Annotated in this window: 20 protein-coding genes; 2 read left to right on the top strand and 18 right to left on the bottom strand. The window is 62.3% G+C overall.

The features are described 5' to 3' along the window. Nucleotides 1-6: 6 nt before the first annotated feature. The 17 genes from FJ960_RS24690 to FJ960_RS24770 all read right to left on the bottom strand — a co-directional run bounded on the left by FJ960_RS24690 (nt 7) and on the right by FJ960_RS24770 (nt 20,221). Nucleotides 7-1,821 (bottom strand): ABC transporter ATP-binding protein, encoded by a 1,815-nt coding sequence (locus tag FJ960_RS24690; protein WP_140717471.1) that lies wholly within the window; start codon nt 1,819-1,821, stop codon nt 7-9. Further along, nucleotides 1,818-2,807, bottom strand: coding sequence for a glycosyltransferase family A protein (locus FJ960_RS24695; protein WP_140717473.1), 990 nt, complete (start codon nt 2,805-2,807; stop codon nt 1,818-1,820). The genes FJ960_RS24690 and FJ960_RS24695 overlap by 4 nt, the downstream gene beginning before the upstream one ends. Further along, on the bottom strand, nt 2,804-5,809 hold the full coding sequence (locus FJ960_RS24700; protein WP_246672934.1) for a trifunctional glycosyltransferase/class I SAM-dependent methyltransferase/polysaccharide deacetylase: 3,006 nt from the start codon (nt 5,807-5,809) through the stop codon (nt 2,804-2,806). The genes FJ960_RS24695 and FJ960_RS24700 overlap by 4 nt, the downstream gene beginning before the upstream one ends. Nucleotides 5,810-5,830: 21 nt before the next feature. Then, nucleotides 5,831-6,913 (bottom strand): glycosyltransferase, encoded by a 1,083-nt coding sequence (locus tag FJ960_RS24705; protein WP_246672935.1) that lies wholly within the window; start codon nt 6,911-6,913, stop codon nt 5,831-5,833. Nucleotides 6,914-7,005: 92 nt separating this feature from the next. Next, nucleotides 7,006-8,109, bottom strand: a complete 1,104-nt coding sequence (locus FJ960_RS24710; RefSeq protein ID WP_246672936.1) for a glycosyltransferase family A protein — start codon at nt 8,107-8,109, stop codon at nt 7,006-7,008. Nucleotides 8,110-8,292: 183 nt separating this feature from the next. Then, nucleotides 8,293-8,547 (bottom strand): cytochrome C oxidase subunit IV family protein, encoded by a 255-nt coding sequence (locus FJ960_RS24715; RefSeq protein ID WP_051442783.1) that lies wholly within the window; start codon nt 8,545-8,547, stop codon nt 8,293-8,295. Next, nucleotides 8,544-9,182, bottom strand: coding sequence for a cytochrome c oxidase subunit 3 (locus tag FJ960_RS24720; RefSeq protein WP_140717477.1), 639 nt, complete (start codon nt 9,180-9,182; stop codon nt 8,544-8,546). Before FJ960_RS24720 ends, FJ960_RS24715 begins: the two co-directional genes overlap by 4 nt. After that, the gene (gene ctaD, locus FJ960_RS24725; RefSeq protein ID WP_140717479.1) at nt 9,182-10,822 is read right to left on the bottom strand and encodes a cytochrome c oxidase subunit I; all 1,641 of its coding nucleotides are present in this window, start codon (nt 10,820-10,822) and stop codon (nt 9,182-9,184) included. The genes FJ960_RS24720 and ctaD overlap by 1 nt, the downstream gene beginning before the upstream one ends. Next, nucleotides 10,819-11,817, bottom strand: a complete 999-nt coding sequence (gene coxB / locus FJ960_RS24730) for a cytochrome c oxidase subunit II (RefSeq protein WP_348642368.1) — start codon at nt 11,815-11,817, stop codon at nt 10,819-10,821. Before coxB ends, ctaD begins: the two co-directional genes overlap by 4 nt. Further along, nucleotides 11,775-12,614, bottom strand: coding sequence for an SCO family protein (locus FJ960_RS24735; RefSeq protein ID WP_140717483.1), 840 nt, complete (start codon nt 12,612-12,614; stop codon nt 11,775-11,777). Before FJ960_RS24735 ends, coxB begins: the two co-directional genes overlap by 43 nt. Beyond that, on the bottom strand, nt 12,527-13,024 hold the full coding sequence (locus FJ960_RS29590) for a hypothetical protein (RefSeq protein ID WP_181174309.1): 498 nt from the start codon (nt 13,022-13,024) through the stop codon (nt 12,527-12,529). The genes FJ960_RS24735 and FJ960_RS29590 overlap by 88 nt, the downstream gene beginning before the upstream one ends. Then, nucleotides 13,017-14,156, bottom strand: coding sequence for a hypothetical protein (locus FJ960_RS24745; protein ID WP_140717487.1), 1,140 nt, complete (start codon nt 14,154-14,156; stop codon nt 13,017-13,019). Before FJ960_RS24745 ends, FJ960_RS29590 begins: the two co-directional genes overlap by 8 nt. Further along, entirely contained in the window at nt 14,153-14,692 is a 540-nt protein-coding gene (locus FJ960_RS24750) for a cytochrome c (RefSeq protein WP_140717489.1), read from the bottom strand. Before FJ960_RS24750 ends, FJ960_RS24745 begins: the two co-directional genes overlap by 4 nt. After that, on the bottom strand, nt 14,689-15,216 hold the full coding sequence (locus tag FJ960_RS24755) for a DUF3341 domain-containing protein (RefSeq protein WP_140717491.1): 528 nt from the start codon (nt 15,214-15,216) through the stop codon (nt 14,689-14,691). Before FJ960_RS24755 ends, FJ960_RS24750 begins: the two co-directional genes overlap by 4 nt. Then, nucleotides 15,213-16,592 carry an NrfD/PsrC family molybdoenzyme membrane anchor subunit gene (gene nrfD / locus FJ960_RS24760; RefSeq protein WP_140717493.1) on the bottom strand — a complete coding sequence of 460 codons (1,380 nt, stop codon included), beginning with the start codon at nt 16,590-16,592 and terminating at the stop codon, nt 15,213-15,215. The genes FJ960_RS24755 and nrfD overlap by 4 nt, the downstream gene beginning before the upstream one ends. After that, nucleotides 16,585-19,563, bottom strand: a complete 2,979-nt coding sequence (locus tag FJ960_RS24765) for a TAT-variant-translocated molybdopterin oxidoreductase (RefSeq protein ID WP_140717495.1) — start codon at nt 19,561-19,563, stop codon at nt 16,585-16,587. The genes nrfD and FJ960_RS24765 overlap by 8 nt, the downstream gene beginning before the upstream one ends. Then, on the bottom strand, nt 19,547-20,221 hold the full coding sequence (locus FJ960_RS24770; RefSeq protein ID WP_246672938.1) for a cytochrome c3 family protein: 675 nt from the start codon (nt 20,219-20,221) through the stop codon (nt 19,547-19,549). The genes FJ960_RS24765 and FJ960_RS24770 overlap by 17 nt, the downstream gene beginning before the upstream one ends. A 375-nt stretch (nt 20,222-20,596) precedes the next feature. Between FJ960_RS24770 and FJ960_RS24775 the strand changes: the two genes are divergently transcribed. After that, nucleotides 20,597-21,706 carry a branched-chain amino acid ABC transporter substrate-binding protein gene (locus tag FJ960_RS24775; protein WP_140717497.1) on the top strand — a complete coding sequence of 370 codons (1,110 nt, stop codon included), beginning with the start codon at nt 20,597-20,599 and terminating at the stop codon, nt 21,704-21,706. 42 nt (nt 21,707-21,748) lie between these two features. On the opposite strand, the gene FJ960_RS24780 is transcribed toward FJ960_RS24775, so the two are convergent. Further along, nucleotides 21,749-22,678, bottom strand: coding sequence for an NADP-dependent oxidoreductase (locus FJ960_RS24780; protein WP_246672939.1), 930 nt, complete (start codon nt 22,676-22,678; stop codon nt 21,749-21,751). 491 nt (nt 22,679-23,169) lie between these two features. On the opposite strand from FJ960_RS24780, the gene FJ960_RS24785 reads away from it, so the two are divergent. Beyond that, nucleotides 23,170-23,823, top strand: a complete 654-nt coding sequence (locus FJ960_RS24785; RefSeq protein ID WP_246672940.1) for a hypothetical protein — start codon at nt 23,170-23,172, stop codon at nt 23,821-23,823. Nucleotides 23,824-23,855 lie beyond the last annotated feature (32 nt).

Genomic DNA, 23,855 nt, shown 5'->3' on the forward strand with positions numbered 1-23,855 from the left:
TAGGGATCACTTACCCTCGGCCTCGGAGGCACATACGATTTCGTGCTGGCGACGTTGATATTGAGGAACGACGAGAGAAGCGGGCCCTTGGCTGTTCACTCTGCCGTCCTCTATCCAAATGACGTTTGCGGCGTCACGCGCCGTTTCGATGCGGTGCGTGATCAGCAAAATGGTCCTGTTGCCAAGCTTTCTATCAATCGCACGCCGAACCTGGTCCTCGAGCGCGGTATCGAGTGCGTTCATAGCCTCGTCCAGGATCAGGAAGTCCGGATCGCGCAATACAGCTCGCGCGAGGCCGATGCGCTGTCGCTGGCCACCGGAAAATCGCAGTCCTTCCTGTCCGATCCAGGTGTCGTAACCGTCGGGAAGGTCCTCGACGAATGCCGCGACACCCGCACTGCGGGCGGCGGCAAGGATCTCTTCTTCGGTCGCATCGGCTTTGGCCATCCGGATGTTCTCCGTCACCGTGCCCTCGACCAGGTCGACGTCCTGCCCGGTCACCGCGATCTTGGAAAGCCAATCGTCCCGCCTGATATCCTGGAGCCGGGTACCGTCGATCTTGATCTCTCCGGAGGTCGGTTCGTACAGCCGCAGGAGGAGATTGACGATCGTGGTCTTGCCGGCGCCACTTGCGCCGATCAGGGCCGTGGTTACTCCGGCTGGAATCTCGAGCGACAGGTCCGTGAGCACCGGCGCGTTTGGATCATATCCGAAGGTGACGCGCTCGAAGACGATACTCGCGTCCAAATTCCTGAGCGCGATTGTTCCCTGCGATGGATATTCCTTGTTCTCGGACTGGATCATCTCCAGGACCGAGCGCAGTTGCGGCTGTATCTGCGCCAGAAACAGCAGGTTGCTTTCGAACTCCTGGGTATGCGGTTGCAATCGATACAGCAGCGCGACCGCGGCCAGCGTCACCTCGAAGCTGATGTGCCACCACCCCGAGACCAGAACGATGGAGCCCAACATTCCGAGGTAGCCGATCTCGGTGGTTGGCCCGATCCATGACGACAGGCGGATCATGGACAACGAAGCGTTGCGCGCGGCCGCCGATGATTGCACGAAGCGGCGCTGATGAAGCGCCTCCTGTCCGTAGGCGCGGATGGTGCGCAACGCCTGGAGCGTCATGAGCATGTGCTCGCCGAGCAATTGGTGGATCTTCTTCACCTGATGGCCCAGGTCACGCGCGGGCCGCGAAAAGATGCGCAAGATTGCGGAGATCGCGATTGAGCCGAGGGCTGCGATCAGCAGGATCTTCCAGGAGATAGTGAGCAGGAAGACGGCGAACACGACGATCGAGCAGCTATTTATGATGAGCCGGGTGACCGCGCCATAAGCCTGCGCGACCAACCACGATTCCGTCCCGAGCACCTCCATGAGTTGCGATTGCTCGTGCTGCTGGATGGTTCCGAAAGCGACCCTGAGATATTGTTGGTGGACGAGGTTTCGCGACCGTTCGCTGATCCGTTCGCCAATGCTGGAGCTGATCAACGAATATACCAGCGCCAGCGCCCCGCGCGCGAGGATGAGCAGCAGGATCGCCAAGGCGAGCCGGGTAGGACTACCGAACCAGGCGACTGCCAGGCCCAGCGCTCGACCTTGAAGGCCACCTCCTGCCTCCGTGATCCGGTTGGACACCAGATAGAGGAACAGCAGGATCAGGGTGATGCCGAGCGTCTCGGCCAAGGACGACAGAAAACCAAGCGCGAGCAGCACGGGGGTCGCCCAGCGCGGCTTTCCAACGATGCGAAGCAGGTGTGAAAGATCGCGCAACGAAGCACGGACCGCACCGCGGCGTATGGCATCCTTGGCGTCGCTCATTTCAGGTCCCCGATCGGGAAGCGCGTGGTCACCCGCGGGCGGATCGGCCCCCGACCGCGCGCCAGCCTCGTCGCGACACGCTTGGCCAGATGCGTACCGATCCACGGCAAATCGAAGGCGATTATCCGCATGGCGATCACCGGATGGTGGCGCAGCAACAGTGACAGGATCGGGAGCACATAGCGCGGTTGCCTCTGGCGCAACGTTCGCTCCAGGAGCCAGGCCGAATAGAAATGCAGGCCCTCACGCAGCGTCGGTGCCGCATCCGGGTGGCGGCCGAGCATCTCGTCCACCACGAGCATCCAGGATCGCAGCATGCGGGTCATGTCGCTCGACATATTTCCCGGCAAATAGCGATACCCGACCAGCGGCTCTTCGACGACTTCGAAGTGGTACCCTTCGGCGACGCGACAATAGAAGAGGATATCTTCACAACCCTGCGCACCGGCCTCTCGCAGTCCGCTCTCGAAACCGCCGGCGTCTATCAGTGCCTGTCGGCGTACCAGGGCGGCGCTGCCGTTACCAACGAAATTGCCGTGGAAGAGGCGTTCAAGCACATCGCCCCGCCAGTTTGGCCGATGCCGGTCATCGGTTACCGCACCCTGGGCATCGACCACCAAATACCAGCAGTAGACGAGCCCTACTTTCTCGTCTGTCCGATCGAGCACAGCCATCTGCCGCTCGATCTTAGTCGGCGCCCAGAGATCGTCGGCATCGACAAATGCGATCATATCAGATCGCGCCGCTTGCCATCCCCTGTTGCGGGCAGCGGCTACCCCGGCGTTTGCCTGCTCGATCAGCCGCACGCGCGGGTCGATCTCCATGTGACGCCGGGCGATGGCAACAGTCTGGTCGCGCGACCCATCGTCGACGACAATAATCTCAAGCGCCTTGTAGGACTGCGAGCGAACGCTGCGGAGCGTCTCGTCGATCGTATCTTGCGCGTTATACGCGGGGATAATGACGCTGACCGGTTCGCCGTTCATTCAAGGACGGCCTCTAAAATGGCAACAAAGTCATCGAGCGAACGATCGCCGCGAATCTCGATGCGGGGAAGGTCGATGGGATCGCTATTAAGGTCCGCCGGCCCATGTCCGCCGCCAAAGCCGATCCGATAGCCGCACTCCTTGGCCAGGCGGCCAAGCCGTCGGTCGGTGACCGAGAAAGGTGCCGCGAACGCCATCGTGGGCCGGCCGGTCCACCGTTCGATGAACATCCGTGAGCGTAACAGCTCACCGGCCAGGTCGGAGCTCGAAAGACCATCGATCGCGCGGTGCGTCGCCAGATGGCTTCCGAAGAATACACCTTCGGTGGCGAGGCGACGCACCGTCCCGGCGTCCATGAGCGGCGCCGGTGGACCAAAGTCGGCATCCCACCGCGCGCTTTCCCCCACAAGGTCCGTCACCAGGAAGACCTCCGCGGTCAAGTCGTTCGCTCGCAAGATCGGCCAGGTTTGTTCGGCAAAGTTCTGGAAACCATCATCGAAGGTGATGAGCACCGGGCGGCCAACGAAAGGATGGCGGTTGGCGACGAACCATTCCAGCTGATCGGAAATGATCGTGTGAAAGCCATTGGCGCGCAGCCATGCCATCTGGTCGGCGAACGCGGCGGGGGTCAACCGATAACGGGCGAGCGCGGCCGGACCTTCATCGCAGATGCTGTGATACATGAGAACAGGGACGCGTTGCCGCCGCTCGCTGCGCGCGACCTCGCGGCGCAGCGCCCGCGCCCCGCCCCAGACGATATTTCGCGCGACCTCTATTTCGATCGGCGCGCGGATTGGGACATGGTCGATCGTCGGTTCCGTTGCCACATCCTCAGGTAACACGCGGCGGAAGCGGTCGATGCGGTAGAGATCGGTCTGGATCGATCGCTCGAGGACGAGGCCTTCCGTCGCTGCCAACGTCTGCGAGATCACCTGAGCGCCGAATTTGTTATCCCAATCGAAGCCCGTCCGTTCCAAATTGTCCCGAAGCACGAATGCGTTTGCGCTGACAAGACTGCCGCCAGGCGCCAACGCCGCGACGAGTTTTGAGGCGAGTTGCCGCAATTCGGCGGGATCGTCCAGGAAATAAAGCACCTCCGAGCAAATGATCAGGTCCATCCCACCCGGCAGGACAGCCGCGGCGAAATCCAGCACGGCGAACTCGACATTCAGTTGATCCGAGCAGCGCGCGCGCGCGCGTTCGACGGCTACGGCGGAAATATCGGTTGCGGTCAAATGGCCCACCAGCGGCGCCAGTTGCCGCGTGAAGTGGCCCTCCGCGCAGGCCAGTTCAAGCGCCCGCTCTATGGGACCGGCCGGCAGAATTTCGAGTTGCCGCTCGTATTTTTCCTGCTCATAGGCCGAACCGTAGTTCCAGGGATCCTCAGTCGCGAAATGGCGATCCCAGAACGACGCGCGATCATTGTCGCGCCCACCCTCGGCCCGGACACGGCGCGGCGGCGCAAGAGGTTCTACCGCCTCGGCACTCGAACGCACCAGCCCTTCGGCTTCCGCTGCCAACCGCGCCAGTCTGTCGTAGTGGCTGCCCGGATCAGACCGGCGTCCCGCCGCCGACAGCAATGCGTCTGCTGCAAACTTATCCTGCTTGTCGGCTCCGGCGTTCTGTCGCGGATCTGGAAGGGGCGATCGGCCCGTCAGCCGCGCGGCTCCCTTCCGGAAGCGAAACGCCATGCGCTGGTAGCCGGACAGGCCGCGTATGACCTCCTGAGGAGTCACGAAATCGAGAATCAGTTCAATCCAATGACGCCTTGTCACTCTGCCGAGCGCACCGAACTGCACCAGAGCCTCGATCTTGCCGTCGATCATCAGGTAGGCGTAGATTTGATCGATCCCTTCCGGCAATTCGGTCGAGGTCGGATTTCGAGCATCGATGCGAATGCCGAGCGTTAGCGCCAGCGGGCGCGGCGCGGCAAGATCGTCGAAGTCGAGAAGCATTTGCTCAAGATGATATTGTACGCGGCGACCCGCCACGGGATCGCCCCAGACTTGGCCGAGGTCGATGATCAGACCGCTCAAGGGGCCGCCGAACCTGTCCCACCTGGAAGCCAATTGCTCCGGCACCGACAGGCTTCCCACCATCAGGCCGTCGAAAACGACCTTGGCGATCTCACGCACCCATTCATATCTGGCCGGGAGCGCACGCAAGATCTGCCGGTCGATCGAGCCGCCGCCGCCGCGGCCGCAATCAGCTGCCGCGATCCACAGCGCGAACCAAGCCAGTGCTTGGGAAGCGGTGCGGCCGTCCGCCGAGATCGCCCCATTGGCATGCGCCGACGCTGGATGCTTGACCCTGGAGTCGGCGGAAAAGCCGCGGGCGATAACGATTTCCGCGTCTGCCAGCATCTGCCTCGAATTGCGGGTGAGCGAGTTGGGGCTTGCCCGATAAAAAGCGAGCGGCTCGTCGACCATCACCCAAGGTTTGCCTTGACGTGCGACGCGCTGCCACAAATCCCAGTCCTCGCAGGTGTGCAGCGACACATCAAAGCCGCCCAACTCGACGATTGTCGCCCGATCGATCAGCAGCGCGTGCGTGCGGATGGCACATCGGCGCGCGAAGGCCTCGAAGGGTTCAATCGCAACCTCGGTCGCGATGCTCGACGGGGTCAGTGCGCCATCGGGCATCACGCGCCGGGAACCGCAATAGCAAGCCACGGCATCAGGCGCGGCCTCCAGTGCGGCGAGCATCTTTGCGAGGAAGCCGGCATCCACCCAATCGTCCGCATCCAGGAACATCAGCCAGCGGCCACGCGCCATCGAAATCCCTTCATTGCGCGCCCCCGCGGCGCAATGGGCGCAAGAGTTCGCTGTCCGAAACCGGGCATCGCGCTCAACATAACCGGCGATGATTTGTGCGGTATTATCCGTCGAGCCGTCGTCGACAATGATCGCCTCCCAATCGGCGATACCCTGAGCGAGGAGGCAATCGAGCGCCTGTGTGAGCGTGACCTCGGCGTTCCGGGCAGGCACCACGACTGAAACCAAGGGATTATGCGCCACGCCGTCTTACCCGCGCCTGGTTCGGAGGTAGAACAGGATTCCCGAAGCATAGCCGGCGATTTCCTGCCAAAGGAAATGGTCCTCAGGGACCCTGCGTCCAAGCAGCCTCCTGCGAACCCTGCCAAGGTACCAAAGTGGCTTCCATTTGAGAACCTGCGTCAAATTCGCCTTGACGCCGGTCCGTTCGTGCTGGACGAGCAACGCCGCTGAGTGACCGCGCATGTAGGAGTAGATTTGCTTGGCCAAGCCTTCCATGGTCCGCCTGTGGAAATGGAACGCGACGGAGGTGGGCTGATAACGGCAGTCATATCCATTGGCGAGCAGCCGGTACCAATATTCGGAATCGCCCGAACATCCGGCCTGACCGACGTCGAGGCGCTCGTCGAACAACCCGGCATGGTCGAACACGTCGCGCCGGAACGCCATGCTGGCGCCGGCCCCGATTTTCCAGGCTGGGAACACCTCGTGCCTGCTGGCGGCAAAATCGGCCGCGCGGAAAATTCGGGGTGTATAGCCCTGCCCGAAACTCCAGAATGTCTCGAAATAGCGCTGCGCTTCGGAGGCAAGCTCGGCGGGCAATACGAGACCCGTCACCGCGCCGATCGAGGGACCGTCGAATGCCGTGACCAGCCGCTCAAGCCATTGCGGATGAAGCAGAACGTCATCATCGGTGTATGCAACGATCTCCGAGGATGCACACAAGGCTCCCCGGTTGCGGGCTATATCCAGGCCAGGTCGATCCTCGCGCACATAGATCGCGCCGGCAGCGACCGCTACCTCGCGCGTTTCGCTGCCTCTCGATGCGTTGTCAACCACAATGATCTCTTCAGGCGGGAAGGTTTGCCGAGGAAGCGAGGCGAGGCAGCGCCGCAATTCGTTCGGCCTGTCGCGCGTGCAGATGACCACGCTGGCGCTCGGCAGGTCCAGAACCGGTGCAATCAGGCTTGAGTCTCGAGCGGTCGCCATCGGGGCAATGCGGCACTCTCCGTCGCTCGCCCTGAGCAAATGCCCGACCGGCAGTCCGCCGCGCCACAAGACGATCATGCCGGCATCGCAGCCTTCGGGAGCATCTTGGATGTCCAAATCCACATGGCGGACACCCGCGCAGCCTTCCACGCCAAACATCTCGCGCAGTTCCGCTTTCAGTATATTCGCGTGCCCGTCTGGGGTGGATGACATCTTCACCAGCTAATTTCGCCGTAAACAGGCCGAAACTCGGCGTCTGTGCGTAGCATCCGTTTCATGCCAACCTTGATCCAGCGAGGAACCAGCCTGGCCCGGCAATATGAGTTTACCATGTCGGGCAAACGCGAAATCGTCGTGCGCGGGTCCAGGGTGACTGACGTCTTCAACAGGCTGCCGGCCGCGCGAAACCGTCCCTCAATCAAAGCTCTTGTGGCAAGCCACTGGATCATGTCGACCAGATGGGCATCAAGATCACTTTCGAATTGCGGATATTTTCGACGAAACTCGGCAAGGACAATTTCACAGGAACGAAGCATCTGCATGACATCGCTCGACATGTTGAAATTCGTCATCCGGTAACCCACGAGGTACTGGGGCACGACGCGGAACTCGTAACTTTCCGCTATTCTCAGACACATCAGAAGGTCCTCGCACCCTTGTGCGCTCCTGGCTCGCAGCGACGGATCGAATTGTCCGGCTCGCTCGAATGCGGAGCGGCGGACAAGCATCGAACTTCCGTTACCGACAAAATTTTGTCTGCACATGCGCTGGAGAACGTGACCTTGGGCATCGGGCTGATTGTGCAGCGAGAAGACCCGATCGTCCTCGTCGATATGCGCAAACCAACAATAGGCCAGGCCTGCTGACGAGCCCCCGTCCCTCAGCGCGCCCAACTGAAGTGCGATTTTGGATGGAGCCCAAAGATCATCCGCGTCGACAAACGCCAGAAACTCTGCCTCAGTAGAAGCGGCACCGCTGTTGCGAGCGTGCGCGACACCGCCATTTGACTGCCCTATGAGGCGTATGCGCCGATCCTTCTCGGCGCAGGAGGCCACGATCGATGCGGACCCGTCCGTCGATCCATCGTCGACCACGACGATGTCCAATGTCCGGTAGCTCTGCCGGCAGATGCTGGTCAGGGTAGAGCGAATGGTTCGCTCGGCATTGAACATCGGCACCACGACGCCAACTGTGGCTTTGTCCGAGATCATCGGGACTTCGTTTTCTCCGCAAGGGTTGATAAAAATTATGCGGGCATGGTCGTCGGTACCGCTCTCGTCAAAGATCGGGGCGAATTCGCGGCAAAACCGCCAGTCCATTAGCTTTTCCTTAATAAGCCAGTCAACCGGAAGGCTCCGGTCGCCGAATCCTGACCGGTAGCGAAGGCCGTTCTAAAAAGTCGCTAGGTGTTTATCTCGCCAAGGCAGGGCCTCAAAAGCGGCGCTCAAGCCAACTCAGCGCGCGAGGCGATGACCTATGTCCAAACGCGGCCAGGCTCGGCCTTATTGTCCGATCAACGTCAAGCCAAACAGAACGGCTAGCCACAGGCCTGTCGCCGCCACCGCCAGCCGGGGCAAGATGCCCTCGCTGGTCAGGTGCATGAACAGAGTGGCGATGATCGCGGCCTTGGCCGCGGCGATCGCCAGGTTGAGCGCGGAGTTCAATCCGCCGAGGTCGAGGAACGACGAGCCCACCGTCAATGCCAGCAAGGCCAGCAGCCCGAGATAAGCGACTATAAGTTTGCGGATGTGGCTCATCGGTTGATCAGATAGAGAACGGGAAACAGGAAGACCCAGACGATATCGACGAAATGCCAGTAAAGCCCGATTGCCTGGACACGGTGGGTGCGGCTGGCCTCCGTGGTTCCTGGCCAAAGCAGCAGCATGCCGGCGATCACGGCGATGCCACATATCAGGTGCAGCGCATGCAGCGATGTCATGGCGAAATAGAGCGCGAAGAAGAACTCGGCGTGGGTCGGATCGGGGCCTGTGAAACTGAACGGCGCACCAAGAACCGGCGCCAGGCCCTCCTTGAATTCCCTGCCGTACTCGACGGCCTTGACGAATAGAAAAACAATTCCAAGCAGGCTCGTGCAGATCAAAGCCCAGGCAGCCGGGCGCCAACGCCGCCTGGCCGCGAACATGTGAGCAAGCACCATTGCAAAGCTGCTGGTCAAAAGAACGGCCGTGTTCAGCGTGCCGAGCGGCAGCGACAGGCGTTGTGAAGCAGCGGCAAAAGCCGTGCCGTAGCTGATCCTTGCGATCAGGAACACCAGCAGGATCGCGCCGAACAGCATCGCCTCGGACCCGATGAACACCCACATGCCGAACGTGTCGGCGGCCTTCTCGCGGGCCTTTGTATCGAAGGCGACACTTTCGGTGGATGAACGCATCAGGCTTCGTCCTTGTGCGGACTGAACGTCTCGTGCTGCAACCCCTTCATCGCATAGTCATAAGCGGGCCGGCTGACGCTCGGCATGATGTCGAAATTATGCGGTGGCGGTGGTGAAGCCGTCTGCCATTCGAGCCCGGTCGCGCCCCACGGATTGGCGGGCGCTCGCGCACCTCGAAACATCGACCAGCCGAGATAGAACAACGGCATCAGGTAGCCAAATGCCAGCACCACCGCGCCGGCCGACGACAGGACATGCCAGAATTGAAATTCGGGCGGATAGGTATGATACCGCCGCGGCATGCCGATAAAACCGAGCACGAATTGCGGGAAGAAGGTCAGGTTGAAGCCGAGGAAGGTAACGGTCGCCGCGATCCGCCCCCACGTCTCGGAATACATGCGGCCGGTCAGTTTCGGCCACCAGAAATGCAGCCCGGCCATGTAGGCCGTCACCATGCCGCCAACCATGATGTAGTGGAAATGCGCCACGACGAAGTAGGTGTCGTGGACGTGGACATCGATGGCGAGCGCGGCGAGAAACAAACCCGCCAGCCCGCCGAAGGTGAACAGCGCCAGGAAGAACAGCGCGTAAAGCATCGGCGTCTCGAAGGTGATTTCGCCCTTGCGCAGCGTCAGGCTCCAGTTGAACACTTTTATAGCTGAGGGGATGGCGACGCAGAACGACAGGAAAGAGAACAGCACCCCGGCATAGGCCGATTGGCCGGAGACGAACATGTGGTGGCCCCAGACGAGGAAGCCGAACACCGCGATTGCCATTGAGGACAGGGCAACGGCCTTGTAGCCGAACAGCGGCCGGCGGCTGAAGCAGGGCAGCACCTCCGAGACCACGCCCATGCCTGGCAAAATCATGATGTAGACGGCCGGGTGCGAATAGAACCAGAACAGATGCTGGAACAGCAGCGGGTCGCCGCCGAGCGCCGGGTTGAAGATGCCGATGCCGAACACCCGTTCAAGCACGATCAGGATCAGCGAGGCGGCCAGCACGGGCGTTGCCAGCACCATCACCAGCGCGGTGGCGTACATCGTCCAGACGAAGATCGGCAGCCGGAACCAGGTCAGTCCCGGCGCGCGCAACGTGTGGATGGTGACGATGAAATTGATGCCGGTCATGATCGTCGAGAAACCGACGATAAAGACGCCAAGGGCCGCCATGGAGACGAAGCCGTTGGCGTAGAGCGTCGAGAGCGGCGTGTAGAACGTCCAGCCCGTGTCGACGCCGCCGGCGAGCACCGAGGCCAGGGCAAAGGCACTGCCGAGGATGAACACATACCAGCTGGCGAGGTTGAGGCGCGGGAAGGCGAGATCGCGCGCGCCGATCATCAGTGGCAAAAGGAAATTGCCTAATGTCGCCGGAATCGACGGCACCAGGAAAAACCACACCATGATGATGCCGTGCAGGGAGAACAATCGGTTGTAGGTATCGTCGGAAACGAGGTCGCCGGCAGGCGTGGCAAGTTCCACGCGCATCAGCACGGCAAAGGCGCCGCCGAGGAAGAAGAAAGCCGTAAGCGACATCAAATAGAGCCAGGCGACGCGCTTGTGGTCGGTGGTCAACAGCCATGCGGCGGGACCGGCGCCCTCGCCAAGATAGCTCGAAGGCCTCAGCGCTTCGGTGCTCATTGGGTCGCCTCGTTCCTGGTTGCCGCCCGCAGTGAAAGCGATTTGAGATAGGCGAGCAGCATCTGCATCTCGCCCTCGTCGACAATTCCATCGAAGCTCGGCATCACCGGATCGTAACCGGCGGCGATTTCCTTCTTCGGCTCTATGATGGAATCGCGCAGATAGCGTTCGTCGGCGACGACTGTCTGCTGGTTGTCCAACGCCACCGGCCGTCCGAAGATGCCGGCAAGATCCGGAGCCCTCACCTTGCTGGACTTTTCATGGCAGCCGGAACAGCCGAGCGCCCGAAACAGCTTTTCACCATCGGCCGCGAGCGTGTCGCCCTTGCCCTGGTTTCCCAGCCACGCCGCATAATCTTCCGGCGGCATCGCCGTTACCCAGCCACCCATTTCCGAATGCTGCGTGCCGCAATATTGCGCGCAGAACAGATGATAGCGCCCCGGCTCGTCAGCTATGAACCAGACATGGGTGGTGCGCCCCGGCACGGCGTCCTGCTTGACCCGGAAGGCCGGCACGAAGAACGAGTGGATGACATCCTGCGATGCCAGCGAGACGATCACCGTCTTTCCGACCGGCACATGCAGTTCGTTGATCTCGCGCTGGCCGCCGGGATGGCGGAACTCCCACATCCATTGCTTGCCGAGGCCGGCGATCTCGAGCGCGTCAAGCGGCGGATGTTCGCGGCGCAGGAACAGCACGGCGCCCCACCCGAAGATGACGAAAGCGATCAGCAGGCTCGCTACTGTCCAGGCCACTTCCAGGGGCAGGCTGCGCGCGCGCTCGCCGGTTCGTTCCGCCTTGGAGCCGGCGCGATATTTGATGGCATAGAAGACGACGAGGCTCGCCAGGAAGATCCCCAAGGCCGCGGTGAATGCCAGCAAGGTGTAAAACAACATGTCGACGCCGCCGGCGATCGACGAGGCCTCGGGTGGCGTGAAGGGGATGCCGAAGCTCAGACCCGCCTCCCCCGCGTCAGCATGAAAAGGCTCGCACAGAGCCCCAGCAGCGTTGCCAGCCCCGCTACCTTCAGAACCGCCTGTATCGTCGAGGTGTACTGCCCTTTGGAGCTATCGAAGCCGGCGCAGAGCAGGAAGACATGGTCGGCGATCGATCCCAGCCGCCCCGCCGACGCCTCGACCAGAGCAAGCCTCAAATCGCGCGGCTCGAAAGTCAGCGCCGGCAGCACCTGTGCGATCCGCCCTTGCGGCGTCAGCGCGATGACGGCGATCGGATGGACGTATTGGGCAATGCGGTCACGCCAGTCGAAAGTGATGCCGGCCTCCGATGCAAGGTCGGCACCGCCGCCATCGGCACTGGTCAGAAAGCGCCAGGCCGACAGGCCGGCCTCACCGGCGGACCGCGCGACCTCGCTCCGGACGGAGGCCGCGTCTGCAACCGCCTCGGAAGGATCTATCGAGACGAAAAGCGCGTGATAGGTGGAAGGATCCAGGCCGGTCTTGTTCAGATCCGAGGCCACCGCCTGCTGGGTGACACCGCACAGGTTGGGACACTTGTCATAGCCGAAGATGACGAGCGCCGGCCGACCGTCGAGGATGGCAGACAACGGCGCCTGCTTGCCGGAGCTGTCTTGAAAAACCCGATCGAGATCGAGCTGGGCGCCGATTTTCGGTTCGAAAGACGGCCGCGCCGAAGCGCTGGCGGCAGCTGGAACAAGCAACAAAAATACCAGCAGCCCCAAACGGGTCATGGGCTCGCCCCCGGGGCCGGTGCGGCTTGGCTCGGCTGGGGCGCTTTGTCGTTTGGCTGCGCGGTGAATGATCCGGCGTGGCAATCGCTGGCCTGGGGCGCGCGTGGGACCTGGCCTTCGAGCAAGCCGCAATCCTGACCTGGCGAAGCGGCCGCGCCTGCCCAGTCCGGCAGACCTTGCGCCGCAACCAGCTTCATCGCGTCTTCGATTGGAATGCGCACTATGCCGGCACCGCGATCAACCCAGGCAAGCCTGCCGAGTTCCTCATCTTCCCGCTTGCGGAACGCCGCGAGATCGGCTCCCGGCAAGCGCTGTAATGCGGGACCTGCTTGGCTGGTCTTCTCGGCATTCGCCAAGGGCCAGTATGGAGCCGTGTCGAAAATCAGCTTCAGCGCCAGGGCCGCAAGCGCCAGGAAGACCACCAGCGCGACCCCGAAGAGCAGCAGGGCGCGTGGCCAGACATCACGCGTTTCAGGATGCGAGGCCTTAGCCACGGACCAGCCTCCTGCGCCACACAGCAATGCGGTCTGGCCTCTCCCAGAGGTAGAGGAAACACGCGCACCACGCGCCACCCGCCCCTGCAAACGCCGCCAGGTCCGGCCAGGACACCTGCGCGCCGGCTGCCGACAGCGACGGGCGAACGCGCCAGACGACGTCAAGGAAATGTCCGGCAAGAACGACCGCGCCAAGCCCCAGCAGGCCGCGATGGCTGCGTTTGACCGAGCGTATGAGGAAGGCGAAGAAGGGCACCACGAACTGCAGCGCGATCAGCAGCCAGAGCAGATATTGCCAGCCGTTCCGGCCACGAAGGACGTACCAGTGGATTTCTTCCGGCAGGTCGCCGGCCCAGACGATCAGCCACTGCATGAAGGACAGGTACGTCCACATAAGTATGAAGCCGAACAGCATGTTGGCGAGGTCTTCGCCAAGCGCCACGTCCTCCTCGCCACCGGGCATCGTCTCGATCGCGCGGCTGGCTGCCAACACCACCAGAGCCAATGCACACGCGCCGACGACTTCGGCAGCGGCTTCGAGCAGCGCGTAGATGGTCGACGTGAACTCCGGCTCGATTGACAGCATCCAGTCGATGGCAAGCACCGTTGCTGCCAGGCCGTGAACGATGAGCCCGATCGCATAGCCGGTGGTGTTCCCCTGTCTCGATCTGTCGCCATCAGGCGCTGTCCAGCCGATGACGAGCCAAGCGAGCACCAGCCACGCCAGTGCACATATCAGGAAGCGACCGATGAAGAATGGCACGTTGAGATAGGCAAGTTTTTGCCGCACCGCTTCCGGCAGCATCGCAGGGTCCGCTCCCACCCAGGGAAAGACCAGATCGAGCCGGGTGAGGACAGGTAGAAACAACAACAGCGCCACAGGCAGTGTCGCGACGATGGCGCGCAGGGGCGGACGCAGCGCGTCGCCCCAACGACCGCCGGTCAGGCCATGAACCATCAGAACAGTCATCGCGCCAAGCGGCAGTCCGAGCAGGAACAGCGCTGCAGTCAGCCAGCCGGCAAGCGTTGTCTGCGGATTGAGAAAAAGCCCGATGCCGCAAAGCAGAAGTCCCGCGGCGGCCGCAACAACCATCGGAGCAAAGACACCATCGGGCCATGCGAAATGCCTCATCGCGCGGCCTCCGCATCGAGTTTCGCGCGAAGCGTATCCGGCAGCGCCTTGCCAGGTGCGTAGCGTGAATATTGCAAGGCCCTGATATAGGCGACGATCGCCCATCGATCCGTCGATGGCACCCGCGCGGCATAGGAATACATCGCGCCATAGCCGTTGGTGATCACGTCGTAGAAATGGCGGTCGGATGCCTTGCGCAGCGGGTCCTGATGATAGGTCGGCGGCGCCGGGAAACCGCGCTGGACCACCATGCCGTGACCGTCGCCGGTGCGGCCATGGCAGGGCGAGCAGAAGATGTCGAAGCGTTGCTGCCCGCGCTGGAGAAACGCTGTGGTGACCGGGTACGGAAATCGGTCCGGCGTTGCCGCGAGGTCGGTGTCGCGCGCCACGCTGCCATCGACCGGCGTCCGGGCCGACATGCCGTCGGAGAATTGCTTGCTGGCCTCGAGCGGGTTGTAACGCGGCTGGTCGGCCATGTCCTGTTTGCAGCCGGCGAGCAGCAGGATGAATGGCAAGAGCGGCGTCCGCCATCTCATGCCTCCACATCCTCGACTGTCTCCGCGCCAAGCCGGGTCAGTTGCCGCCTGGTGATGCCCTTGCGGTATTTCGGATCGGCGGCTTCGACGAGAAGGTAGAACTTGCCGCCCTGCGCGTAGGTGAAAGTTTTGGCGTTGAACACCGGATGGTAATATTGCGGCAAACTGTTCGCGCGGAGCATGCCGACGAAGCCGGCCAGAGCCGCGCCCAGTATGGCTGCCTCGAAGGCGATCACCATGAAAGGCGGCCAGGAATGCAGCGGCCGGCCGCCGACATTGACGGGATAGTCGATCTCGACCGAATAGAGGATCAGTGCATAAACCAGCAGCCCGCCGGCAATGCCGCCCGCCAGCACCGCCCATGGCAGCCGCGTCCTTGGCATGCCCAAAATTTCGGCAAGGCCGCGCACCTCGAAGGGCGAGAACGCATCCATGCGCCGGTAACCCTTATCGCGCATCGTGCGCGCCGCCTGCGTCAGCGCATCGGGATCGGCGAAAGCCGCGATGACGCCATGGAGGCTCATGCGGCCCCGTTTTTCTCTTCGACCAATTCCTCGACCTCGAAGATGGTGATCGCCGGCAGGATGCGGATGAACAGGAAGACCAGCGCGAAAAAGGTACCGACCGAACCGAACAGGATGCCGAAATCGAGCCAGGTCAGAGACTGCTCGCCCCAGGACGACGGCAGGTAGTCACGGCTCGGACCTGTTACCACGATGACATAGCGCTCCAGCCACATGCCGATGTTGATAACCAGCGCGATCGAAAACAAAACCGGCATGTTGAGCCGCACGCGGCGCAGCCAGAGCAGCTGCAGCACGATGCAATTGCAAAACAGCATGATCCAGAACAATGGCGCGTAAGGACCGACTGCGCGCTGGGCCATCATCGCGCGCTCATAGGGCTGCCCGGAATACCAGGCGAAGAATGCTTCCGACGCATAGCCGTAGATGACGATCATGCCAGCCGCGATCATCAGCTTGGCGGCGTTCTCCATGTGGCGCAACGTGATCAGGTCTTCGACCGCGAAGGCCCAGCGCAAGGGAATGGCGATGGTCAGCACCATGGCAAAGCCGGAGAGCAGCGCGCCGGCGACGAAGTAAGGCGGGAAGATCGTCGAGTGATAGCCCGGCGTGATGGCATAGGTGAAATCGAGCGCGACGATCGAATGCACCGACACGACGAGCGGTGTGGCAAGGGCCGCCATCAGGAAATAGACGGTCCGATAGCGCGCCCAATGGTAGGCCGAGCCGCGCCAGCCAAGCGCCAGGATGCCGTAGAAGAGTTGGCCGGCGCGCGATCTGGCGCAGTCGCGCAGCACGCCGAGATCCGGCAGCAGTCCCATGTACCAGAACAGCAGCGACACGCTGGCGTAGGTGGAAATCGCGGCAAAATCCCAGACCAGCGGGCTGCGCCATTGTGGCCAATGCATATGGGTGTTGGGCAGGGGCAGCAGCCAGTAGAAGAACCATGGCCGGCCGAGATGCAGGATCGGGTAGAGCCCGGCCATCGCCACGGCAAACAGCGTCATCGCCTCGGCGAAGCGGTTGATCGAGGCACGCCAGGGCTGGCGCAGCAAAAGCAGCACCGCCGAGATCAGCGTGCCGGCATGGCCGATGCCGATCCACCAGACGAAGCTGGAAATCATCGTGCCCCAGACGACAGGAATGTTGACGCCGTAAGCGCCCACGCCGACCGAGATCAGGTAGGTGATGGAATAGAGGAACAGCAGCACGAAGGCGAAGCAGACGAAGAACGCCGCCCAGAAGAAGCGCGGCAGCTTGCCTTGCAGGACGATCGCGCTGATACGGCCGCTGATCTCGGGAAAATCATGGCGCCCCCGCAGCACCGGCGCTTGCGGCTGGGCTTTTCCGGCTCTGAGGGCGACCGCTTCAGCCATCGCCGGTCTCTGTGCCTGGCTTGCCGCCGATCCCGGCGTTCGGATTGGTGATCTTGCCGAGATAGGTGGTGCGCGGCCGCGTGTTCAGCTCTTCGAGCAGGGCATAGTTATGCGGCGCGGCTTTCTCGCGCGATACCTGAGAACCCTTCCTGTTGAGGTCCCCAAAGATGATGGCCTGTGTCGGGCATGCCTGCTGGCAAGCGGTGACGACTTCGCCATCGGCGATTTCGCGGTTCTCGATCTGCGCGCGGATGCGCTTTTCGGCGACGCGCTGGACGCAATAAGTGCATTTTTCCATGACGCCGCGCGAGCGCACGGTGACGTCAGGATTATGCACGGCCTGCCGTGGCCCGGCGCTGTCCTTGTCGAACTCCTGGTACTCGAGGAAATTGAAGCGGCGCACCTTGTAGGGGCAGTTCTGCGAACAGTAACGCGTGCCGATGCAGCGGTTGTAGACCTGCGCGTTCAGGCCGTCATGGGTGTGGATCGTCGCGTTGACCGGACAGACCGCCTCGCAGGGCGCCTTCTCGCAATGCATGCAAGGCACGGGTTGGAAGAAGGTGTCGGGGTCGTCGACCGCGCCGGCGTAGTAACGGTCGATGCGCAGCCAATGCATTTCGTGACCGCGGGCGGCTTCATCCGGTCCGACGGTCGCGATATTGTTCTCGGCCTGGCAGGCCGATACGCAAGCCATGCAGCCGATGCAGGCCGAGAGGTCGATCGACATGCCCCAGGCTTCCTGGTCGTAGGTCCAGTCGCGGTACAGCGATTCCGTCGGCGCCGGCGGCACGCCGTCGCGAACGAAATGCGGATCTTGCCTGAAGGCGTCGAGCGTCGCGTGCCGCACGATCGCCCTGCCCTCCATCGCCTGATGGTGCTGGGTCGTCACCACCCGCGCCGACCCGTCGCGCGGGGTCAACACGAGGCCATCGGCAAACCACGGAGCCTCTGTGGTACGCAGAATGAAGGCATCGTAGCCACCGGACAACGCGGCGACCGAACCGATCTTGCGCCTGAACCCGAGCGACAGCGTCACCGTGTCGTCAGGCTGTCCGGGCATGATCCAGGCCGGCGCGTCGAGATCCTTGCCGCCTCGTGCCAGATTGACCACTTGCCCGTTTTCGAGCCCCAGGCGCTGTGCGGTCGCCGGCGAGATCAGCGCCGCATTGCCCCAGACGAGCTTGCTCAGCGGGCGGGGCAACTCTTGCAGCCACGGCGAATTGGCGTTGCGGCCGTCGCGAAGCCAGGGATCGGCCTCGAAGCGGACCTCCAGCCGATTGGCAACAGGAGCATGCGGCGCGGGATCGCCGATATCCGCCGGCATCGAGACGACGACAGGAGCAATGACGCTGTTCGGTATGACGCCATCGCGCAATGCCTTTCGCCAGCCTGCCTCGTCCATGTCAGCCCATGTCTGGCGCACCAGGGCTTGCATATCGGCATCGAACTCACCGCCGAGCGCCGCCAGCAGTTGATGCAGGCTCTTGCCTCCGAACAGAGGCTGGATCAGCGGCTGCACGATCGAGGCCGTGCCGTCATAGGCACGGATGTCGCTCCAGCTCTCCAACTCGTGCGCGGCGGGAATGTGCCACTGCGCCAGAAATGCGGTCTCGTCGCGATAGAGTCCCCAGTGGACGAGAAGCTTCAGCTTCAAAAAGGCCTTGCGCACATCGACGTCCGACGGCGCCGTGTGCAAGGGATTGGAGCCGAGCACGATGGCGGTGTCGACCGATCCGCTCGTGACGGCCTGGCAAAGCGCGGCAAGATCGCCGTCGATCGGCATGGCGTGCGGCGGCTCGATGAAATCCAGCGTGTTGCCGACGGCTCCGAGCCTGACATTCGCGGCAAAGGCCACCGCATGCACGAACAGCGTCTGGTGCGCGCCAGGCACCACCAGGGCGTTGCGGCCGGCCTCGCGGAGATCGTCGACAAGCGCGTATTCCATGCCGAGCGACGGCAAACTCGCCGCATCGTGCCCGCCTTCGAGAGCTGCCTTGATCGCCGCCGCAATGCCTTCCACCAGACTCGGTCTGACGGCACGGCGATGATCCGCCGCCGCACCCGTGATTGTGGGCGTCGACTCGACGACGTAGAGACGGTTCATCATGTCCGTCGGCTTGCGCACGCGCCGCCGCTGCGCGAAATCGCGGGCATAGGCCAGACGTCCCGGCCCTTCGCCGAGGAAATCGGCATCAAGGCTGACGATCACATCGGCGCGGTCGAAATGGTAGACCGGTGTCAGCGGCCTGCCGAACAGTTTGGCCGTTGCCTGCTCGTTCGCGCTGGCCGCAAGCGGATCGTGCCTGAAGACGCGAAGTTTGGGGTAGCGCTGCTTGAGCGATCCGATCTGCGCCTTGGTCGTCGGCGATGTTGTCGCCTCGATCAGCAGTGCCAAACCTTGCCCGCCCGAAGCGGCCAATCCGCCGGCAAGCTTCGCCATGTCTTTGAGAAAGTCGCCGTAACTCGCAGGCTCGCCTTGCCTGAGCGGGGTGCGAGACCGTTCGGGATCGAACAGCGACAGCACCGCCGCCTGCATGATGGCGTCGGTAGCGCCGCGCGAGGCCGGATGATCCGGATTGCCCTCGACCTTGGTCGGCCGCCCTTCATGGCTCTCGACAAGCGCGCCGATGCCGTAGCCATCGTTGGAAAGGGCCGTCGCATAATAGAGCGGCTTTCCGGGAATAATGTCTTCCGGCTGGCGCACGTAAGGCACGATGCGTTCGGCCTCGCTGCAGGCGGTCAGACCGGCCAGCGAGAGTGACGCGCCCATCAGCTTCAACAAGGTGCGTCGGTCGAGGCCGAACGGCAGGCGTTCGGCGATGGCCGGAAATTCCGCCTCGACGAAGCGCCGGAACTCGGCCGTATCGGCCAGTTCATCCAGGCTCCGCCACGGCTCGCGTCCCGTCGCAGCTCGCCGCAATGCCGCTAGATCGGAGACCGAGACTGGCTTGATGTCAGCGATGGCAGACATAGCAATCCGTCATCGTCTCGGGGTGGATATCAAGGATGCTGATCAGGGAACGCCTGACCTGTTCGATGTCCTGCGGCGGATTCCAGTGCAGCAGGAAAACGTCCTGCGGCGGACGGAGATTGGGACCGGGATCGCGATGACAGCCCAGGCACCATTCCATCGACAAAGAATGCGCGCGCTGCATCAGCGGCATGTCGTCGACATCGCCGTGGCAGGTCTCGCAGGCGACGCCCTTGGCGATGTGGATGGAGTGGTTGAAGTAGACGAAGTCCGGCACCGAATTGACGCGCTGCCATTGCAGCGGCTGTCCTGAGGCAAGGCTTGCGCGCACCGGCGCCAGCATGTCGGCATTGGTGAATATCTGCGAGTGGCAGGTCATGCACACCTCGGTCGCGGGCAATCCCGCGGACGTCGATGTCTCGACGCCATTGTGGCAATAGCGGCAGTCCAGCCCGATATCGCCGACGTGGTGCTTGTGACTGAACGGGACTGCCTGTGCCACGGGACGGCCAACACCGGTGATAAACCCCGAACGCAAAAGTGCCGTGCCGCCGATGGCCGCGAAAATCGCGAAGAAACAAAGTCCCCACAGTATGAAGCGGGCAATCCCGTTGGCATTGCTGGAAAAGACCTGCGGCATCCCCTCGCCGGTTTTCATTCATTTTTGGATCGAGCGCCTAACGGCTGCGACGTGACAAAGGTTCCGCAGGCGCGGACTGCTCACAAAATGGTGACCCTCGAGCACGCAGCCGAAAACCGCCGGGAATCGCAACCCTGCGCAATCCCCGGCGTTCGAAATCATCACGATCGATGCTACGCGGGAATGTTGCCATGAAGTCGGATGGGAACATAAACGCCGTACTTCGGTTAGACCGACAAACGCGCCACCACAGAGGCGACAGCCCATGAGACAGGACATAGTGCCGGGAGAGGCATTGCCTGACCATGTTCTTGCCGACCATGCAAAGGCGCCTCGTCGCCTGGCCGGGGCGGTCGCTCGGTACGCAGGCCGGGCCGACGAGAGTTGACCGCTTTGACCGACACACCACTGAAGATTGGCGTCGGCGTGCCGCTCGGCGGGATGGGCGAGACGCTCGGTCGCGAAATGGCCAACGCCATCCAGCTCGCTGTCGATGGCGCGAACGAGGCCGGTGGCATCAACGGCCACCGGATCGAAGCGGTCGTCCTCGACGACAAAGGTCGCGAGGAAGACGGCGAGCGGGTCGTGAAGGAATTCGTTCGCAATGCCGCTGCCGTCGCGGCGATCGGCCATTACAACAGCAATGTTACCCTGCACGTCGCGCCTCTCTATGCCGCGGCCGGTCTGCCGTTGATCGGTCCGATCGTCTCCAACCCGGCACTAACGCACTCCGGATGGAGCAACGTTTACCGTTTCACCAACAGTGACGATGCGACAGGGCTCGCCATCGCCCAATACATGGTCCGCCAGTTGGGCAAGAAAACTGTTGTCGTCATCCAGACCGACACCGTCTATGGAAGGAGCATGAGCAAGGAGTTCGCCGCCGCATTTGAAGCTGCCGGCGGCTCTGTTCTGCGGCGGCACACCGTTCAGGAAGGCGAAAGAAATTTCGCGGACCTCGTGGCCTCCTTGCCTCGGGAAGCGAGCGCCATCTTCTATGGCGGGACCTTCGAGGGTGCCCCTCTGGTGAAGGAAATGCGGACCCGGCAGGATGATCGCCTGTTCGCCACCGGCGATGGTTGCTGGGACGTCGGAAATTTTCTTGAGCCGGCCGGAGCCGCCGCCGAGCAGGGTGAAGGCGTGCTCGTTCTTTCAGCATGTCCGCAACTGGGTGAAATTGCCGGATCGCTGGAAATGGCCGATCGATACGAGCGGCGTTTCGGACGGATCAGGAATTATGCCGTCAATGCCTTTGACGCCGCGGCGACGTTGATCGATGCCATCCGGGTCGCCTCCAACAACGGCGACCCGACCCGGGATCGCGTCGCGGACGCGCTGCGCGGGGTACATCGCCAGGGGATTGCGTACGAACAAAAGATTTCCTGGGATGCCAACGGCGATAATCGCGCCGCGGTTACGGCCTTGCATAGGATCGAGAGCGGTCGATTCCGGCAGGTAGCCGTTGTGAAGAAGGAGGGCAACCAGGACGAGCCAGAAGACTGAGGCGCTTGTGAAGGACAGCCCAGGCTACATCTGGCCTCGAAATCAGGGCGCAACTTCGAGCACGATCTTTCCGCGCACATGCTTGTTTTCCAGCCAGGCTTCGGCGGCAGCGGCCTCCTGCAGCGGAAAGGTCGCGTCGACGTGCGGCCGCACCTTGCCTTCGTCAATCAGGCGGCCGATTTCGCCAAGCTGGGCTGCATTCGGCTTCGCCATGTAATGAATGCCGCTGGCGCCGGCTTTGCGTGCGCTCTCAATAGACGGTTCCGCCAGCGTCGACACGATTATCCCGCCAGGCTTTACGACGGCCCAGGAGCGATCCTGCGTCTCGCCAGCGACCAGATCGAAGACGAGATCAACCTTGCCGACAATATCCTCGAACCGCTCGTTTTTGTAATCGATGGCCTGATCGGCGCCCAGCGAGCGCGCGAATTCGAGATCCTCGCCGGAAACGGTGGTCGCAACGAACGCGCCCTTTGCCTTTGCCAGCTGGACAGCAAAATGGCCGACCCCGCCAGCCCCGCCATGGATCAGGACGCGCTGCCCGGCCGTCAGTGCACCATGGTCGAAAAGCCCCTGCCAGGCGGTGAGCGCTGCAAGCGGCACCGCCGCCGCATGCAGGTGGTCCACGGACTGTGGCTTGGCGGCCATTTCGATTGCCTTCACCACAACATATTCAGCTTGGCCACCGCGATCCGGTCCCAGCATCGCATAGAACGGATCGCCTTTTTTGAGCGTGTGCGCCCTCGTGCCGCAGAGTTCGACGGTGCCGGAAACGTCACGGCCAAGCGTCATCGGCAGTTGGTCCTTCTTTCCGCCTCCGGATCTGATTTTGTAATCAACCGGATTGACGCTGCTGGCATGGACCTTCAGCAAGACCTCATCATCGTGCGGCTGCGGAAACGGAGCGTCCTCGAGTGAGAGAACGTCCGGTCCGCCAAATTCGTGGATGCGAACGGCTTTCATGGTCGCCATCATCGTACTCCCGTGTCAGCTTTTTTCTCCCCCTCACCGCGAGCTATGGGCATGCGGAGAGCCGGGGCATGTGACCAAACAGCTGAGATGGCGGAAGGTTCAACTCGATCGCTGTTTTTGGAAGCCAGGCAAGGTCCTCGAAGCCGCCTGGAGGAGCGACCACCCGTCATTGCCAAGGGCTCCGCTTCCAGGCCGAACTCCTGACAGCAAGCCGGAGTTCCCTCTCCGCCTGCCATATGCGCGGCAGGTCAATCTTGGATTTGGAACCGATCCAAACGGCGCGACGTTGGGTCAAATCATGATTGGCAAGATCGGAACCCGAGATCTCCACATCACCCATGAAGAGATCGGCCCCGCGGCTGGGCGGCCGATCGTCTTGGTGCATGGCCGGCCGACAACATGCGCTGCTGGGTCGGCGTCACTTCTTCTGATCGGAGCGATAGGGACCTCCTTCTGAAGGGACGTCGCCGCGCGGCATCCAGGAGGCTACGGTGGCGAAGGTGGATGAAAGCGATCCCCAAATCCTGCAGATCATGACCACAGAGCATTTTGTTCTGCAGACCGCACGGGCGGCCACGATTCAGGAAGCGAGCCAGCGTGCGAACCTGTTCCTGACCACCGTTTCGAGCGCCGCGATCGCCCTCGGCTTCGTCGCCCAGGTCACCCGCATGGGAGGGCCGTTCGTGCTGTTCAGCCTGATTTTGCTCCCTTGCCTTTATTTCCTGGGTTTGGTCACTTTCGTGCGTGCGGTGCAAGTCGCCATCGAGGATATGGTGCATGCGCGCGGGATGGCCCGGATAAGGCATTATTACGTCGAGCATGCGCCCGTCATGGAGTACTATCTGATCCATTCCACCCATGACGATCAGTCGGCCGTGCGCGTCGACAAGGGTCTTAGATCTTCGCCATGGCAGTTCTTCGTGACTGCCGCAGGAATGGTGAGCGTGATCAGCAGTGCCATCGCCGGGGTTTTTTCCAGCGTGGTCGTGACATCGGTGATCGGCCCGGCGATCCCGCTCAGCGTGATCGTGGGTCTGTTGATATTCGGCGCGAGCATCCTTTTGCTGCGGCGATACCATCTACATTCCTGGGCGGCGGCGGAGCAAAAATTGGTGGTGCGCTTTCCCGACGCTTCAAAAGAATGACTTCTTACCTGACCTTTCGGGTGGATCGGCCG

The sequence above is a fragment of the Mesorhizobium sp. B2-3-11 genome (assembly GCF_006442215.1).
Lineage (GTDB): Bacteria > Pseudomonadota > Alphaproteobacteria > Rhizobiales > Rhizobiaceae > Mesorhizobium > Mesorhizobium salmacidum.

Bases quoted from the DNA above. Each gene is read 5' to 3' on its own strand.
- FJ960_RS24690 (WP_140717471.1), bottom strand. From the start codon at position 1,821: ATGAGCGACGCCAAGGATGCCATACGCCGCGGTGCGGTCCGTGCTTCG.
- FJ960_RS24695 (WP_140717473.1), bottom strand. From the start codon at position 2,807: ATGAACGGCGAACCGGTCAGCGTCATTATCCCCGCGTATAACGCGCAA.
- FJ960_RS24710 (WP_246672936.1), bottom strand. From the start codon at position 8,109: ATGGACTGGCGGTTTTGCCGCGAATTCGCCCCGATCTTTGACGAGAGC.
- FJ960_RS24715 (WP_051442783.1), bottom strand. From the start codon at position 8,547: ATGAGCCACATCCGCAAACTTATAGTCGCTTATCTCGGGCTGCTGGCC.
- FJ960_RS24720 (WP_140717477.1), bottom strand. From the start codon at position 9,182: ATGCGTTCATCCACCGAAAGTGTCGCCTTCGATACAAAGGCCCGCGAG.
- ctaD (WP_140717479.1), bottom strand. From the start codon at position 10,822: ATGAGCACCGAAGCGCTGAGGCCTTCGAGCTATCTTGGCGAGGGCGCC.
- FJ960_RS24745 (WP_140717487.1), bottom strand. From the start codon at position 14,156: ATGAGGCATTTCGCATGGCCCGATGGTGTCTTTGCTCCGATGGTTGTT.
- FJ960_RS24750 (WP_140717489.1), bottom strand. From the start codon at position 14,692: ATGAGATGGCGGACGCCGCTCTTGCCATTCATCCTGCTGCTCGCCGGC.
- FJ960_RS24755 (WP_140717491.1), bottom strand. From the start codon at position 15,216: ATGAGCCTCCATGGCGTCATCGCGGCTTTCGCCGATCCCGATGCGCTG.
- nrfD (WP_140717493.1), bottom strand. From the start codon at position 16,592: ATGGCTGAAGCGGTCGCCCTCAGAGCCGGAAAAGCCCAGCCGCAAGCG.
- FJ960_RS24765 (WP_140717495.1), bottom strand. From the start codon at position 19,563: ATGTCTGCCATCGCTGACATCAAGCCAGTCTCGGTCTCCGATCTAGCG.
- FJ960_RS24770 (WP_246672938.1), bottom strand. From the start codon at position 20,221: ATGAAAACCGGCGAGGGGATGCCGCAGGTCTTTTCCAGCAATGCCAAC.
- FJ960_RS24780 (WP_246672939.1), bottom strand. From the start codon at position 22,678: ATGGCGACCATGAAAGCCGTTCGCATCCACGAATTTGGCGGACCGGAC.